Annotated in this window: 15 protein-coding genes; 13 read left to right on the forward strand and 2 right to left on the reverse strand. The window is 44.3% G+C overall.

Features of this window, described 5'->3' with window-relative positions:
* Positions 1 to 68 precede the first annotated feature (68 nt).
* The 6 genes from SO_RS10580 (at position 69) to SO_RS23400 (ending at position 6,647) form a co-directional block, all read left to right on the forward strand.
* On the forward strand, positions 69 to 2,804 hold the full coding sequence (locus SO_RS10580) for a DNA translocase FtsK (protein WP_011072306.1): 2,736 nt from the start codon (positions 69 to 71) through the stop codon (positions 2,802 to 2,804).
* Positions 2,805 to 2,873: 69 nt separating this feature from the next.
* The gene (gene lolA / locus SO_RS10585) at positions 2,874 to 3,494 is read left to right on the forward strand and encodes an outer membrane lipoprotein periplasmic chaperone LolA (protein WP_011072307.1); all 621 of its coding nucleotides are present in this window, start codon (positions 2,874 to 2,876) and stop codon (positions 3,492 to 3,494) included.
* Positions 3,495 to 3,502: 8 nt separating this feature from the next.
* Positions 3,503 to 4,834 (forward strand): replication-associated recombination protein A, encoded by a 1,332-nt coding sequence (locus SO_RS10590; RefSeq protein ID WP_011072308.1) that lies wholly within the window; start codon positions 3,503 to 3,505, stop codon positions 4,832 to 4,834.
* Positions 4,827 to 5,201, forward strand: coding sequence for a fluoride efflux transporter CrcB (gene crcB, locus SO_RS10595; RefSeq protein ID WP_011072309.1), 375 nt, complete (start codon positions 4,827 to 4,829; stop codon positions 5,199 to 5,201). The genes SO_RS10590 and crcB overlap by 8 nt, the downstream gene beginning before the upstream one ends.
* Before the next feature lie 18 nt (positions 5,202 to 5,219).
* The gene (gene serS, locus SO_RS10600; protein WP_011072310.1) at positions 5,220 to 6,506 is read left to right on the forward strand and encodes a serine--tRNA ligase; all 1,287 of its coding nucleotides are present in this window, start codon (positions 5,220 to 5,222) and stop codon (positions 6,504 to 6,506) included.
* Between the two features lie 18 nt (positions 6,507 to 6,524).
* Positions 6,525 to 6,647 (forward strand): hypothetical protein, encoded by a 123-nt coding sequence (locus SO_RS23400; protein ID WP_011072311.1) that lies wholly within the window; start codon positions 6,525 to 6,527, stop codon positions 6,645 to 6,647.
* A gap of 78 nt (positions 6,648 to 6,725) precedes the next feature.
* Here the strand turns inward: SO_RS23400 and eco are convergent, their stop codons facing one another.
* Entirely contained in the window at positions 6,726 to 7,277 is a 552-nt protein-coding gene (gene eco / locus SO_RS10605) for a serine protease inhibitor ecotin (protein ID WP_011072312.1), read from the reverse strand.
* A gap of 812 nt (positions 7,278 to 8,089) precedes the next feature.
* On the opposite strand from eco, the gene SO_RS10610 reads away from it, so the two are divergent.
* Positions 8,090 to 9,249, forward strand: a protein-coding gene (locus SO_RS10610; RefSeq protein WP_141135407.1) for an IS3-like element ISSod1 family transposase whose coding sequence is annotated in 2 segments (ribosomal slippage) — positions 8,090 to 8,339 and positions 8,339 to 9,249 — 1,161 coding nt in all. Because the reading frame shifts where the segments join, the coding sequence is not laid out codon by codon here.
* Here SO_RS10610 and SO_RS10615 read toward each other — a convergent pair.
* Positions 9,185 to 10,375 carry an IS256 family transposase gene (locus tag SO_RS10615; protein WP_164925705.1) on the reverse strand — a complete coding sequence of 397 codons (1,191 nt, stop codon included), beginning with the start codon at positions 10,373 to 10,375 and terminating at the stop codon, positions 9,185 to 9,187. The two genes, SO_RS10610 and SO_RS10615, sit on opposite strands and share 65 nt — an antisense overlap.
* 95 nt (positions 10,376 to 10,470) lie before the next feature.
* Between SO_RS10615 and SO_RS23505 the strand changes: the two genes are divergently transcribed.
* From SO_RS23505 to SO_RS10645, 6 genes are all read left to right on the forward strand, one after another.
* Positions 10,471 to 11,583, forward strand: coding sequence for a methyl-accepting chemotaxis protein (locus SO_RS23505; protein ID WP_405130449.1), 1,113 nt, complete (start codon positions 10,471 to 10,473; stop codon positions 11,581 to 11,583).
* Positions 11,584 to 11,615: 32 nt separating this feature from the next.
* Positions 11,616 to 11,981: a response regulator gene (locus SO_RS10625; RefSeq protein ID WP_011072313.1), complete on the forward strand. Its 366-nt coding sequence runs from the start codon at positions 11,616 to 11,618 to the stop codon at positions 11,979 to 11,981.
* Between the two features lie 12 nt (positions 11,982 to 11,993).
* The gene (locus SO_RS10630) at positions 11,994 to 12,314 is read left to right on the forward strand and encodes an STAS domain-containing protein (RefSeq protein WP_011072314.1); all 321 of its coding nucleotides are present in this window, start codon (positions 11,994 to 11,996) and stop codon (positions 12,312 to 12,314) included.
* Positions 12,311 to 13,618 (forward strand): Hpt domain-containing protein, encoded by a 1,308-nt coding sequence (locus SO_RS10635; RefSeq protein ID WP_202950650.1) that lies wholly within the window; start codon positions 12,311 to 12,313, stop codon positions 13,616 to 13,618. Before SO_RS10630 ends, SO_RS10635 begins: the two co-directional genes overlap by 4 nt.
* A gap of 24 nt (positions 13,619 to 13,642) precedes the next feature.
* Complete coding sequence (locus SO_RS10640; protein WP_005054087.1) at positions 13,643 to 14,845, forward strand: IS256-like element ISSod4 family transposase; 1,203 nt, start codon at positions 13,643 to 13,645, stop codon at positions 14,843 to 14,845.
* A gap of 71 nt (positions 14,846 to 14,916) precedes the next feature.
* A complete protein-coding gene (locus SO_RS10645) occupies positions 14,917 to 15,786 on the forward strand; it encodes a chemotaxis protein CheA (RefSeq protein ID WP_274544479.1) in 870 nt (289 codons plus the stop codon).
* The last annotated feature ends 5 nt before the right edge of the window (positions 15,787 to 15,791 follow it).

Genomic DNA, 15,791 nt, shown 5'->3' on the forward strand with positions numbered 1-15,791 from the left:
ATGCTCCACATTTAGTGGGATTCTGGTATCGTTAGCCCACCTGTTTTCATTTTTATGGATTAAGTCGTTTGTCTCAAGGAAATAGTGTACGCACGCTCTCAGGCCTGCAGCGTCTGCTCGAAGGTGGACTCATCATTTGCTGTGTTCTAGCCGCTTATATTTTGCTCGCCTTAACCAGTTTCAGCCCTTCAGATCCGGGGTGGAGTCAGTCTCATTTTCAAGGCGATATCAAGAACTGGACAGGGGCAGTTGGTGCTTGGATAGCCGATATTCTACTGTACTTTTTTGGCGTGACGGCTTACATCATGCCGATCATTGTCGCTTCAACTGGTTGGTTGCTCTTTAAACGCGCCCATGATCTATTGGAAATTGACTACTTTTCAGTAGCATTACGCATTATTGGCTTCTTACTGTTAATCCTTGGTTTTTCGGCTTTAGCGAGTATGAATGCCAATAATATTTATGAGTTTTCCGCAGGCGGGGTAGCAGGGGATGTCATTGGCCAAGCAATGCTGCCGTATTTTAATAAGCTGGGTACCACCTTATTACTATTGTGCTTTTTAGGTTCGGGATTCACGCTATTGACGGGGATCAGTTGGTTGACGGTTGTCGAAAAAATCGGTTTTGTATCGATTTGGAGTTTTAAACAATTGAAGCGACTGCCACAGGCATTAAAACGTGAACATGAAACTGAAGATACTCGCGGCTTTATGTCAGTAGTCGATAAATTTAAGGAACGTCGTGATTCACAGCATGTGCTTGATAAAGCTAAAGCACGTCAGCCTGCTGAGACACCAAGCCGTGTGTTGCATACTCGCGCCATACCAGAAGAGAGCCACGAAGAGTTCATTACAGAAGCCAGCAGTGGCAAGGGTAAGTTATCTTCCCTGGTTAAAATTCTGAGCTTTAATAGCAATAAAGCAAAGGATGAACCCAAAAGCCAACAACGTGTTGAGCCACAACTGGATCAAGCCAGTGCCGTTGCTGAATATGGTCATTTTGAAGCTCCGCCTTGGGTGGCTAAGTCTCACGATGCTGAATTGGACGACGTTGATACTGGTTTGAATGCCGAATTTTTCGAAGATGATGATGGGGATGAACCCGTATTTCATCGCGAAACCATGATTGATGAAGACGATGATACCTTAAGTTTCAATGATGACGATGTTATTGATTTTGATACTAAAGTGTCAGCTGGCGCAGTGACTCAAGCGCAGCGTCAAAAGCAGACACCTAAGGCTAAGATAGTCGATGGCATTGTGGTATTGCCCGGCCAAGAAGATAAACCTGTGCCGACTAAGCCTATGGATCCTTTGCCAAGCGTTAGTTTGCTCGATGTGCCTGATCGCAAAAAGAACCCGATTAGTCCTGAAGAATTAGAACAGGTTGCGCGTTTGGTTGAAGCTAAACTTGCCGACTTTAATATCGTGGCCACTGTGGTAGGTGTTTATCCAGGCCCAGTGATCACCCGTTTTGAACTCGAACTGGCACCAGGTATTAAAGCCTCTAAGATCTCTAATCTGGCGAATGACCTAGCACGTTCCCTTCTCGCTGAGCGAGTGCGGGTGGTTGAGGTGATCCCTGGAAAATCCTATGTTGGTCTTGAACTGCCCAATAAGTTCCGCGAAACCGTGTATATGCGTGATGTGCTCGACTGTGAAGCTTTTAGTCAGAGCAAATCGAATCTAACCATGGTGCTTGGCCAAGATATCTCCGGTGAACCTGTGGTGGTTGATTTAGGCAAAATGCCACATCTATTGGTTGCCGGTACTACGGGCTCAGGCAAATCCGTTGGCGTTAACGTGATGATCACCAGCTTGCTGTATAAGTCTGGCCCTGAAGATGTTCGCTTCATTATGATCGACCCGAAAATGCTTGAGCTTTCTGTGTATGAGGGCATCCCACATTTACTCTGTGAAGTTGTCACTGATATGAAGGAAGCGGCCAATGCGCTGCGCTGGTGTGTGGGTGAAATGGAGCGCCGTTATAAATTAATGTCTATGATGGGCGTGCGTAACATCAAGGGCTATAACGCAAAAATTGCAGAAGCGAAAGTGAATGGCGAAGTGATTTATGATCCTATGTGGAAGTCGTCAGACAGCATGGAACCTGAGGCGCCAGCTTTAGACAAGTTGCCTTCTATCGTTGTTGTCGTTGACGAATTTGCCGACATGATGATGATTGTTGGTAAGAAAGTGGAAGAACTGATCGCGCGTATTGCACAAAAAGCCCGTGCGGCTGGTATTCACTTGATCCTTGCGACCCAGCGTCCATCGGTGGATGTGATCACAGGTTTAATCAAAGCCAACATTCCAACGCGGATGGCATTCCAAGTGTCTTCACGTATCGACTCTCGTACTATTTTGGATCAGCAAGGTGCTGAAACCTTACTCGGTATGGGGGATATGTTGTATTTACCCCCCGGAACAGCGGTGCCAAACCGTGTCCATGGTGCTTTTATTGATGACCATGAAGTTCACCGTGTTGTCGCCGATTGGTGTGCCCGTGGCAAGCCGCAATACATTGATGAGATCCTTAATGGCGTCAGTGAGGGAGAACAAGTGCTGTTACCGGGTGAAACTGCAGAATCCGATGAAGAGTATGATCCGCTTTATGATGAGGCAGTCGCATTTGTCACTGAAACTCGCCGCGGCTCCATCTCCAGTGTGCAACGTAAGTTTAAGATTGGTTATAACCGAGCCGCGCGTATCATCGAGCAGATGGAAATGCAGGGCGTGGTTTCGGCTCAGGGCCATAACGGCAATCGCGAAGTGTTAGCACCTCCGGCGCCAAAACACTATTAATGTTAAGCTAAATATCAGTTTGAACTCGCCATAAAGCGGCGAGTTCAGCTTTTAGTCTAAAGGATAAATATGAAAAAACTGTTATGTGCTGTGCTGTTATCGCCCTTGTTATACAGCAATGCAGTGTTGGCTGATGATGCCAAGCAATTACGAGAGACCTTAACGGGTACAGAATCTCTCAAGGCGGATTTTAAGCAAACCGTTACCGATGTGAATAAAAAGGTCATTCAAAGCGGTGCGGGCGTATTTGCACTGGCTCACCCTAATCAGTTTTATTGGCATTTAACCGCGCCAGATGAGTCAAAAATTGTCGCCGACGGTAAAGATTTATGGATCTACAACCCCTTTGCCGAAGAAGTGGTGATCATGGATTTTACCCAGGCCATTACTGCATCGCCCATCGCCTTATTAGTTCACCGTGATGATGCTACTTGGTCACAGTACGCGGTGACGAAAAAACAAGATTGTTATGAGATCAAACCTAAGGCGACTGACGCCGGTATTTCTGCGGTCAATGTATGTTTTAACAAAGGCACGCTGAATAAATTTAATGTGCTTGACGATAAAGGAAATCTTAGCCAGTTTGACTTAAGCAACCAACACAGCATTAGCACTGGGGATAAAGCGCTCTTCAAATTTGTGCTACCGGATAACGTTGATGTTGATGATCAACGTATTAAAACCCAATAGGTTTGAGCGTGAGCAGTTTATCGTTTAATTTTGCGCCTGACTTTCGTCCCTTGGCTGCGCGTATGCGGCCAAGAACGATCGCTGAATATATAGGTCAAGCTCATTTGTTGGGAGAAGGCCAACCACTACGCCAAGCATTAGAAGCGGGCCGTGCCCATTCGATGATGTTATGGGGGCCACCTGGCACAGGCAAAACCACGCTAGCTGAGCTTATCGCCCATTATTCCAATGCCCATGTCGAACGCATTTCGGCGGTAACCTCGGGTGTTAAAGATATCCGTGGTGCCATTGAGCAGGCGCAAGCCATTGCCCAATCCCGTGGCCAACGTACTTTGTTATTTGTCGATGAAGTACATCGCTTTAATAAGAGTCAGCAAGATGCTTTTTTGCCGTTTATTGAAGACGGCACAGTGATTTTTATTGGGGCGACAACTGAAAATCCCTCATTTGAAATCAATAATGCTTTGCTCTCACGGGCGCGAGTCTATCTTATCAAGCGCTTAAGCCAAGATGAGATTGTTCATATCATTACCCAAGCGTTAGCGGATACTGAGCGAGGGCTCGGGCAGCGCGCGCTGAATATGCCAACTGATGTGCTTAATAAGCTGGCGCAGTTATGTGACGGCGATGCGCGCAAGGCGCTCAATTTACTTGAGTTAATGAGTGATATGGTGGCCGATGGTGGCACTTTTACCACTGAGATGCTGGTACAAGTGGCTGGCCATCAAGTGGCGGGGTTCGATAAAAATGGCGATCAGTTTTACGATTTAATTTCAGCGGTACATAAATCCATCCGCGGCTCGGCGCCCGATGCTGCGCTTTACTGGTTCTGCCGCATTTTAGAAGGTGGCGGCGATCCTTTGTATGTCGCCAGACGATTATTAGCCATCGCCTCGGAAGATGTGGGCAATGCCGATCCTGCTGCCATGACCATTGCGCTCAACGCTTGGGAGTGTTTCCACCGCGTCGGACCTGCCGAAGGCGAGCGAGCGATTGCGCAAGCGATTGTGTATTTAGCCAGTGCGCCCAAGAGTAATGCTGTGTATACCGCTTTTAAAGCGGCGAGGGCGCTAGCACGCGAAACGGGCCAGGAGGCTGTGCCTTATCATTTACGCAACGCACCAACAAAACTCATGGCCGAAATGGGCTTTGGCGCCGAGTATCGCTATGCCCATGATGAGCCTAATGCCTACGCCAGCGGCGAGAATTATTTCCCCGAATCCTTAAAAGAGTCGCAATTTTATTTCCCAACTGAACGGGGATTTGAAAAACGGATAAAGGATAAATTGGTGCAATTAGCGCAGTTAGATCAAGCCAGTGGGAGAAAAAGATATGAATAATCTCTTACTTGTGGCCTTGGGTGGTTCCATTGGTGCGGTTTTTCGCTATCTTATTTCAATATTCATGATCCAAGTATTTGGCAGCAGTTTTCCTTTTGGTACACTGTTGGTTAATGTCCTCGGTTCATTTTTAATGGGCGTCATTTACGCACTGGGACAAATGAGTCATATCAGCCCAGAATTCAAAGCATTGATTGGCGTTGGCCTGTTAGGTGCTTTGACAACGTTTTCAACCTTCTCAAACGAAACTTTATTGCTGATGCAAGAAGGAGATTGGTTGAAGGCGGCTTTGAATGTGGTGTTGAACCTAAGTCTATGTTTGTTTATGGTTTACTTAGGCCAACAACTGGTTTTTTCTCGCATTTAACTATTAAGAATATATCACATGTTAGATCCTAAATTTTTGCGCAACGAATTAGCCGTGACCGCTGAGCGATTAGCTACCCGTGGTTTTATTTTAGATGTCGCTCATCTCACTCAATTAGAAGAAAAACGTAAGTCACTGCAAGTGGCGACAGAAGAGCTGCAAGCTTCGCGTAATGCTATTTCCAAGTCCATTGGACAAGCTAAAGCACGTGGTGAAGATGTTGATGCCATAATGGCGCAGGTCGGTGATTTAGGGGCGCAACTCGATGCGAAAAAAGTCGAGCTTGCCGCAGTACTTGAAGAAGTTAACGCGATTGCCATGTCGATGCCAAACCTGCCGGATGAGTCTGCGCCAATCGGGGCCGATGAAACTGAAAACGTTGAAGTCCGCCGTTGGGGTTCGCCACGCAGTTTTGATTTTCCAATTAAAGATCATATCGATTTAGGCGAAGGCCTAAACGGCTTAGATTTTAAAAGCGCGGTTAAAATCACGGGATCTCGTTTTATCGTAATGAAAGGCCAAATTGCTCGTTTAAACCGCGCATTAGGTCAGTTCATGTTAGATCTGCACACCACCGAACATGGTTATACTGAAGCCTATGTGCCATTACTCGTTAATGAGGCTAGCTTATTGGGCACAGGTCAATTACCCAAGTTTGGTGAAGATTTGTTCCACACCAAACCTGCGACCGAAGAAGGCCAAGGCTTAAGCCTTATTCCAACCGCAGAAGTGCCATTAACTAACTTAGTACGTGATAGCATCGTTGATGAAGATGAGTTACCGATTAAGTTAACTGCGCATACGGCGTGTTTCCGCAGCGAAGCGGGCTCATATGGTAAAGATACCCGTGGTCTTATCCGTCAGCACCAATTTGATAAAGTGGAATTAGTACAGTTGGTTAAGCCAGAAGATTCAATGGCTGCACTCGAAGTGTTGACGGGTCATGCTGAAACAGTACTGCAACGCTTAGGTTTACCTTATCGCACCGTCGTGCTTTGCACTGGTGACATGGGCTTTGGCTCAAGCAAGACCTACGATATTGAAGTGTGGTTACCTGGTCAAAACACTTACCGTGAGATCTCTTCATGCTCAAATATGAAGGATTTCCAAGCGCGTCGTATGCAAGCGCGCTACCGAGTGAAGGCCGATAACAAGCCTGTGTTGCTTCACACCTTAAATGGCTCAGGCCTCGCGGTGGGACGTACTTTAGTGGCAATTTTAGAAAACTATCAAAATGCCGATGGTAGCGTGACTGTTCCTGAGGCGCTACGTCCTTATATGGGCGGATTAACTCAGATCGGTTAATTGGTATAACACAACACTATGGATAAAGGTCAACGTTATCTTCGTTGGCTTTCCTACACTGCAATTATTGCCGTATTTTGCGCGGTGATGTTGGCGACCCTAGGTAAAGCCGTCTGGGTTGTGTTAGAAAATGTGAATTAGCACGACTCAAATTATAAGACTTATATGAGAAGGGATATTTGTACTAGATATCCCTTCTTTTTATCGTTTAATACGTGATTATTTTGAATACTGATACGTTGAATCTGCCTTCCATGTCCTAAAGCGGAGCTCTGCGCCCTCGGGTAAGTAGAATACTTTTGGTAATCGGCTGTCATAACGCAGTGTTAATTCATCAGGAATTTGCACAAATGCTTCCTTTTTGGCTAATTCAAAACAGGCCATCATAGTGCTTGGCCCCTCAGATATTTCATCTACTTGATAGTAGTTATAACCCCAGCCCTCAACAGTTAGCTCTTTAAGTTGGCCATTCAGCCCATGCTTATTGCAATCGACGAGCTGGGTTTGACCTATTTGGATCTCGACCATGTAGTCGGTTTCATTCTCAAGTTTAGGTAATGTCAAAATGTGCTGAACCATACCTTTTTTAGGGGCAGGAAACATTTTAACTGTTTCCACAGGGGCATAATTATTGGCGTTCATGCTAGAGACACTAATCATCGGGGCATCAAGTCCTGTAGGGTGAGGCGGGCTGACTGCGCTGGCATTAAAAGACAGCAGAGTGAAGGCAAGAGGTACTGCCGCTAGATGACACAGTTGAGGTAATTTCATTCATTTCTCCTAAAGACTTAAAAAGGGGCTGCTTGGATATGGAACAACCATTCTTTGCATTCCTGTTCCTATAAACGACCCGTAGGATAGAAAGGGTTATTTGTTTTTTAAAATATTTTAGAACACGATTAATTGTCGTTAATGCCTGATTTAATAGAAAAAATACTTACACTTAACGCTATGGTTAGCGATTTTAACTTAAGTTGTCTCGTCAAAATGTAACCATATCAGTGGCAAATTTAACCCTACATTCTTTGGCAGCAACATAGGAAATTTAATCCATAAGTCCAAGCTAGGTAACCTATGGATGCTACTTCTCTGTCTTTTAAATAGGAGCACATAACAAAACGACTTGGGCAAATGTTTAGTATTCAACTACCTATTTTAGTTATATCAGTAAATGCTCTATAACCTTCAATGTATACATAACATCAGAGGCTTATTGGATAGTATCAGATTAGCATTGTGTGATCTTGTTCAAGAAGTATTCAGAGTTTTGGCGTAATACGGAAAAAGGTACTACGTTTAGTTGCAGGGAAAAGTTTCTACCGTAACAGAGTAATAGAAATATAAATAAAAGAGACAGTTAAAATGACAAGCATGGAGCGCAATATCTTTTCGAGCGAGGGCGTTCAAAATTCTGTGTCAGGCTAATTTTTAAATTTCTAGCACGCTATCTAAACGTCCTTCAAAATAAATCGCTAACTGAGATAAACAAAGGCTCCAATTGTGGATTGGCATAGTCTGTTCTGGTCTAATCCCATCGGACACTTAATTTTGAGACAGTATGGTCAATAAATTAAGAGGTCTATATGAGTCTGAAAAAATCACATAAGAGTTATCCGCAGGCATTTAAAGATGAAGCCGTCTTGATGGTGCTGGAGCAAGGTTATAGCGTTGCCGATGCGGCAAAGTCTCTTGGAGTTAGCACGAGCCTGCTTTACAACTGGAAGGAAAAACACGAAGCCCTGCAACAAGGCATCACCTTAGAAGAGTCTGAGCGTGATGAGTTGAAGCGATTGCGTAGAGAAAACAAAGAATTACGCATGGAAAAAGAAATTCTAAAAAAGGCAAGCGCCTTCTTTGCGAGAGAAATGAAGTAAGATTTCGTTTCATCAAACTGCAATCTCACCTGTTTCCCATAACACTGTTATGTCGAGTAATGAGTGTCAGTAAGTCAGGCTATTACGATTGGCATAAACGCCCTGCAAACGTGATAAGCGTTGAAACACTGAAGCTTTATCGCCTTGTTCGACAGCTATTTAAGCAAAGTCGAGGCAGCTTAGGGAATCGTGAAATGGTGAAGAAATTGCGCAAGGAAGGCTACCAGGTTGGTCGCTATCTCGTTCGTAAAATTATGCACCGCCTTCGACTCAAAGCAACCCAGCGATGTGCTTACAAGGTGACGACACAGCGAAAACACTCAGATGCAGTGGCTGATAACCTGTTAAACATGAACTTTAATCCAGTATCGGCTAATCAGGTCTGGGCGGGTGACGTGACCTATTTAAAGACGGGTGAAGGCTGGATGTACTTAGCTGTGGTGATGGATTTATATTCACGCCGGATTGTGGGATGGCGCATAGACAAACGCATGACCACAGATTTGATATCCAAGGCATTAATAAAAGCCTACAACCTGCGACAACCAGCGCGAGGGCTGGTATTTCACAGTGACCGAGGCTCGCAATATACCAGTAAACAATTCGGTAGGCTGCTATCGAGCTATGGTATCCGAGCCAGCATGGGTGATGTGGGTGCGTGTTGGGATAATGCCGTTGTTGAGCGATTCTTTGGTAGCTTGAAACACGATTGGATTTTTAAAGTTGCTCAACCAACAAGGGAGTTTATGAAGCAAGATGTGACGGCTTACATCAAATATTACAACTTGGAGCGACTTCATTCTGCTAATAACGATCTGTCACCTGTAGAGTTTGAGAATTCTCAAGTAAAAGTGTCCAGTTTGGGTTGACCAGTACAGTCCATTTATCTGAGGCGTTTAATATGCCTGCGTAAAGTAGCTTCAACAAGCTATTTTCATTAGGAAATGCACCTTTGGTTTTGGTGAGCTTTCTAAATTGGCGATGCACAGCCTCAACCGCATTGGTCGTGTAAATCACTTTCCTGATATGTTCTGGGTACTTAAAATAATGGGACAAATTATGCCATTTGCGACGCCAAGAGTTGATTACCAACGGATAAGCATCACCCCATTTGGCCTCCAGTTCGTCCAAGGCCATCTCTGCGGCTTCTTTACTCACGGCTCGATACACAGGCTTTAAATCAGCCATAAACGCTTTCTGATTTTTTGAGGCGACATACTTCATTGAGTTGCGGATCTGGTGGATAACGCATAGCTGTGTTTCCGTATGAGGGAAGATACTGGCTATGGCCTCAGGGAAACCGGTCAAGCCGTCAACACAGGCGATAAGAATATCTTTTACACCACGATTATTAAGATCGGCCAGTACGGATAGCCAGTAATTAGCGCCTTCATTTTCGGATAAGTGAAGCCCTAAAATTTCCTTTTTTCCTTTCATATTAAGCGCTAACAATGTGTAAACGGCTTTACTGACGTAACGCCCATCCTCTTTGACTTTATAATGTATCGCATCAAGCCAAACGATAGGATAATGGCTATCTAATGGGCGCTGTTGCCACGCTTTAAGTTCGGGGATGAGTTTGTCGGTGATGGCGCTTACTGTTGCGTTAGACACATTGAGCCCATACATATCTTCAACATGTTGATTAATATCGCGATAGCTCATACCTATACTGAACATCGACAACACTTTACGTTCGATTTCATCGGTTAGTGTAGTTTGATTTTTCTTAATCAACTGAGGCTCAAAGGTGCCATTGCGGTCTCTAGGCGCGTCTAACTCAAAGTTACCGGACGGATGCTTAATGGTCTTAGGGGTTTTGCCATTTTTACGATTAGGCTGAGGATCATGCGCTAAATGCTGCTCAAGCTCAGCCTGGAGAGCGGCTTCAGTGAGTTGCTTGATCAGTGGGCCAAGAATGCTGTCTTTACCTGTGAGGCTTTTACCTGACTGCAGATCTTTAAGGGCTTGTTCGAAGTTAAAAGGTTGGGTCATGTGTCATTCCTGTTTTTGAATATTTTACTGAAATGACACAGAATTATGAACACTACCTTTCGAGCACTACTTTGACTTTTGTAGTTGGAGCCGCAGTGTTCTGCTGGTTAATTTGGCTCTCACTCTGGTGGCTGGCAGGCTTATCATTACTCTCATCATTAGGTTTTGCTTGGGTACTTCGGGCGCAAATTAACAAATCTACTCACCTTTATCAATCTCGCCAACTCGCCTACGAAAATGAAAAGCGCCGCCATGTTGATCAACAAGTCGCCAAACTTGAAGCCATTATTTCGCGCTTAGTGCCAGTTTGGCAGGGACATATCGTATCGGTTGACCAACAAATGAATCAAAGTATAGCTAACATGACTGAGCGATTTGGTTCGATTATCAGTGAAATAGAAAAAGTTACTAGCAATTCAAGCGGGATCTCAGACCAACTCCACTCTCCCGGGATAGAAGATGATAAGGCATTACTTTCAGCATTATTTAATGACCTTAATCAGATGAATAGCGCCAAGCTGCACCACTTAGAGCAGTTAACTGCGTTGGTTAATGATACTAAAGCGCTCGATGGCCTTGCTGCAGAAGTGAGAAAGATCGCCCAGCAAACCAATTTATTAGCCTTAAATGCAGCAATTGAAGCGGCAAGAGCGGGAGAATCGGGTCGAGGATTTGCCGTAGTGGCTGACGAAGTTAGAACATTGTCAGCCCAATCTGGGCAGACTGGCGAGAGGATCACTCAGCAAATTACAGCATTAAACCAACGTATGACAGAGCTCTATCAGCTAACCGATGCTGCAACGTTGCAGGAAAGTCAGGCTCTTGAAGGCGGAGAAGCTATTCTGATCCGAGTCATTGAACACCTAGAAAATCGTACTATGCAAATAAAAGATGAAGGTGTTCAGGCGCTTGAGCTTGGTAGACAAGTAAAAAAGGAAATTGAGCAAATATTGGTGGATTTTCAATTTCAAGATCGATGTGACCAAATGTTAAGACAGCTTGTTGCCAGTATTGATGAACTGACTGAATTGATCCGAGTTCAACAGCAGGCAAGGGAAGCTGGTTTACCGATCCCTGAAGGTGATGTGGATTCCTTGCTCGCTATGATGAAGCAAAGGTATGTCGCGACTGAGCAGCATGTTCACCATGGGGCTAAAAATAATAGCCATTATCAACATGCTGAGAAAAGCTCAATTAACTTCTTTTAGTTCACGTTTGTATGACAAGGATGGCCGCTGAGATGAAAAAAATACTGGTAGTTGATGATTCCGCCTCGATCAGACATGTCGTGAGTATTGCACTTCGAGGAGCTGGCTATGAGGTTATTGATGCCTGCGATGGTAAAGATGCGCTCAGCAAACTTAATGGCGATAAAATTAATCTCATTATCAGTGACGTGAACATGCCAAATATGGATGGTATTAGTTTTCTAAAGGAAGTGAAAAAACATCCTCGTTATAAATTTACTCCAGTCATTATGCTCACTACCGAGGCTGGGCGGGACAAAATGGAAGAAGGGCGAATGGCGGGTGCTAAGGCGTGGGTAGTTAAACCCTTTCAGCCCCCCCAAATGCTTGATGCGGTGGCTAAACTCTGTTTACCGTAAAGGGATTTGTGTATGCCAATCAATATTGTGCTCAAAGATCAATCTATTAAGGTTAACTTAACCGAAGAGTTAACTATCTACAGTGTTATGGAATTTCGTGATGCATTAGTCGGTCATCTGCAACCAGGTGTAGATATTAGTGTTGATCTTTCCCAAGTGACAGAAGTAGATACCGCCGGACTTCAGTGGTTACTCGCGCTTAAAGGATTGAATGTAGTACAGCGGGTCGAGTTTTGTCACCACAGCAAAGCTGTTATAGACGCCCTTGAGCTCTCAGGTTTGTCTGGCACATTTGACGATACCATAGTGATATCCTCGGAGGTCCGCTTATGACAGCCAGTGATGTACAAAAACTGTTTATGACTGAAGCGGAAGAATTGCTGACAGAAATGGAAGACGCATTGCTGTCATTAGAGGCCGATTCAGAAAATATAAAGCTAATAAATCAACTTTTTAGAGCTATGCATACGATTAAAGGTGCCGCGGGTATTTTTAATTACAGCGCCATCGTTGATTTTACTCACCCTATCGAAACGTCAATTGATAAGGTGCGTAAAAATGAGTTGAAGATTGATTGTGCACTTATTGCACTGTTGCTTAAGTGCAAGGATCACACATGGGCATTAGTGAATGCGGCAGTGGAAGATGATGAGGCAGCCCTAAATGCCTTGAGCATTCAAAGTCAGTTAATTTTGGCCGAATTAGGTCGACATGAAAACATAGAATCTTGTTTCCCCCAGACCATCGCAGCAGAGCCGATTACCCCTGAACGCATTGAAGGGCATTATCTCGATACTGGGCATTGGTTAATTTCACTGGATTTTAAAGCCGACACACTACGTAATGGATTAGATCCATTAAGTTTTATTCGCTATTTACATCAATTAGGCCTGGTGCTTGAGGTCATTTGTTTAAGCCACAAGTTACCATCATTTGAAGCGTGTGATTTTGAGAGCTGTTTTTTACGCTATCGGATTATATTTGCCGGAAATTGCACAAAAGAACAAATCGAGTCCGTGTTTGAATTTGCCCAAGATGATTGCGATATTCAGATTTTGCCCTCTCAGAAAGTCTCTGAGTCATTTCAAGCCTTGATAGAACAGCTCAATCCCTCAGAAAATCAACGACTAGGTGAAATCCTCTTAGCCATTGGGGCCATCACGGAAAAAGAATTAGTAAAGTCGCTCAATTTACAGTCTGACAATGCGGATGACAGTTCGACTAAAAAACTGGGTGAAGTATTAATTGCCAACCAACTAGTCGATAAACCTGTGGTCGAACAAGCCCTTAAAAAACAGACTCAAGCCAGAGAGCAGGCACAAACTATCCGAGTTGATTCTAATCGTCTCGGTCAGCTGATTAATTTGGTTGGGGAGTTAGTGACAGCGAGTGCTGCAATGAAGGTCATGGTTGATCGGTATCACTTCCTCGATGCTAATGATCTAGTGGGTTGCGTTGAACATCTTGTTCAAGAAATTAGAGAAAACGCTCTGCAATTACGCATGGTACAGATTGGAGAAACGTTCTCACGTTTTCGGCGAGTGGTGCGGGATGTCAGTAATGAACTGGGTAAACAAATTGAATTAACCATTCAGGGTGGAGAGGGTAGTGTTCATAATTCTGTGTCATTTCAGTAAAATATTCAAAAACAGGAATGACACATGACCCAACCTTTTAACTTCGAACAAGCCCTTAAAGATCTGCAATCAGGTAAAAGCCTCACAGGTAAAGACAGCATTCTTGGCCCACTGATCAAGCAACTCACTGAAGCGGCTCTCCAGGCTGAGCTTGAGCAGCATTTAGCGCATGATCCTCAGCCTAATCGTAAAAATGGCAAAACCCCTAAGACCATTAAGCATCCGTCCGGTAACTTTGAGTTAGACGCGCCTAGAGACCGCAATGGCACCTTTGAGCCTCAGTTGATTAAGAAAAATCAAACTACGCTAACCGATGAAATCGAACGTAAAGTGTTATCGATGTTCAGTATAGGTATGAGCTATCGCGATATTAATCAACATGTTGAAGATATGTATGGACTCAATGTGTCTAACGCAACAGTCAGTGCTATCACTGACAAACTCATCCCCGAACTTAAAGCGTGGCAACAGCGCCCATTAGATAGCCATTATCCTATCGTGTGGCTTGATGCGATACATTATAAAGTCAAAGAGGATGGGCGTTACGTCAGTAAAGCCGTTTACACATTGTTAGCGCTTAATATGAAAGGAAAAAAGGAAATTTTAGGGCTTCACTTATCCGAAAATGAAGGCGCTAATTACTGGCTATCCGTACTGACCGATCTTAATAATCGTGGTGTAAAAGATATTCTTATCGCCTGTGTTGACGGCTTGACCGGTTTCCCTGAGGCCATAGCCAGTATCTTCCCTCATACGGAAACACAGCTATGCGTTATCCACCAGATCCGCAACTCAATGAAGTATGTCGCCTCAAAAAATCAGAAAGCGTTTATGGCTGATTTAAAGCCTGTGTATCGAGCCGTGAGTAAAGAAGCCGCAGAGATGGCATTGGACGAACTGGAGGCCAAATGGGGTGATGCTTATCCGCTGGTAATCAACTCTTGGCGTCGCAAATGGCATAATTTGTCCCATTATTTTAAGTACCCAGAACATATCAGGAAAGTGATTTACACGACCAATGCAGTTGAGGCTGTGCATCGCCAATTTAGAAAGCTCACCAAAACCAAAGGTGCATTTCCTAATGAAAATAGCTTGTTGAAGCTACTTTACGCAGGCATATTAAACGCCTCAGATAAATGGACCATGCCAATCCACAATTGGAGCCTTTGTTTATCACAGTTAGCGATTTATTTTGAAGGGCGTTTAGATAGCGTGCTAGAAATTTAAAAATTAGCCTGACACAGAATTTTGAACGCCCTCGTGGAGAGTCTGAACTCGATAAAATTGTTGTTGAAAAGATTAATGATCCCTTAACCCACCTCGTTCGCAATGCCCTCGATCACGGTATTGAACAGCCCCAAGAGCGTATCAACGCTGGTAAATCCGCCGTTGGCCATTTGATGTTAAATGCGTTCCATGATTCAGGGCATATTGTCATTGAAGTTACTGACGATGGAGCGGGGCTTAACCCTGAACGGATCCGCAAAAAAGCGGAGGCATTAGGGTTAGTCGATGTAAACCAAGTGCTTAGTCATGCTGAGATTTTAAGGCTTGCTTTTGAACCAGGCCTTAGCACGAAAGAAAAAGCGAGCAATCTGTCGGGTCGCGGTGTAGGCATGGATGTCGTTAAACGTAATATTGAAGCGCTACGCGGTTCAGTGGAACTGGATAGCGAGCTGGGTAAAGGTACAAAAATCACAATCACATTGCCATTAACTCTCGCGATCATCGATGGCTTTATGGTTGGGGCTGCGAACGAAAACTATGTGATCCCGCTGAATATGGTTGAAGAGTGTGTCGAGCTCAATCAGGGTGAATGGCATGAGCAACAGAAGAATTACATTAGTCTGCGCGGAGAACTGATGCCTTTTATACGTCTTAAAAGTTTTTTTAATATCCCTAATGCAAACCAATACAACCAGAGGGAAAGCCTTGTGGTAGTTCGTTTTGGCCGAACCAAAGCTGGGATTGTCGTAGACAAATTATTTGGTGAGCAGCAAACCGTGATCAAACCCCTAGGGAAAATGTTTCAGCATCTTAAGGGCTTAAGCGGTGCCACCATTTTAGGTACTGGTGATATTGCCTTAATCCTTGATGTACAGGGGTTAATTACAGAAGTAAGTATTAGCGCCAAAAAATATCATCATGTGGCACTGATTGATGAATAGCTTAT

The organism is Shewanella oneidensis MR-1 (assembly GCF_000146165.2).
Taxonomy (GTDB): domain Bacteria; phylum Pseudomonadota; class Gammaproteobacteria; order Enterobacterales; family Shewanellaceae; genus Shewanella; species Shewanella oneidensis.

What these genes read in the sequence shown, in the direction of transcription:
- lolA (WP_011072307.1), top strand. Translation starts at nt 2,874, where the DNA reads ATGAAAAAACTGTTATGTGCTGTGCTGTTATCGCCCTTGTTATACAGC.
- crcB (WP_011072309.1), top strand. Translation starts at nt 4,827, where the DNA reads ATGAATAATCTCTTACTTGTGGCCTTGGGTGGTTCCATTGGTGCGGTT.
- serS (WP_011072310.1), top strand. Translation starts at nt 5,220, where the DNA reads ATGTTAGATCCTAAATTTTTGCGCAACGAATTAGCCGTGACCGCTGAG.
- SO_RS23400 (WP_011072311.1), top strand. Translation starts at nt 6,525, where the DNA reads ATGGATAAAGGTCAACGTTATCTTCGTTGGCTTTCCTACACTGCAATT.
- eco (WP_011072312.1), bottom strand. Translation starts at nt 7,277, where the DNA reads ATGAAATTACCTCAACTGTGTCATCTAGCGGCAGTACCTCTTGCCTTC.
- SO_RS10615 (WP_164925705.1), bottom strand. Translation starts at nt 10,375, where the DNA reads ATGACCCAACCTTTTAACTTCGAACAAGCCCTTAAAGATCTGCAGTCA.
- SO_RS10625 (WP_011072313.1), top strand. Translation starts at nt 11,616, where the DNA reads ATGAAAAAAATACTGGTAGTTGATGATTCCGCCTCGATCAGACATGTC.
- SO_RS10630 (WP_011072314.1), top strand. Translation starts at nt 11,994, where the DNA reads ATGCCAATCAATATTGTGCTCAAAGATCAATCTATTAAGGTTAACTTA.
- SO_RS10635 (WP_202950650.1), top strand. Translation starts at nt 12,311, where the DNA reads ATGACAGCCAGTGATGTACAAAAACTGTTTATGACTGAAGCGGAAGAA.
- SO_RS10640 (WP_005054087.1), top strand. Translation starts at nt 13,643, where the DNA reads ATGACCCAACCTTTTAACTTCGAACAAGCCCTTAAAGATCTGCAATCA.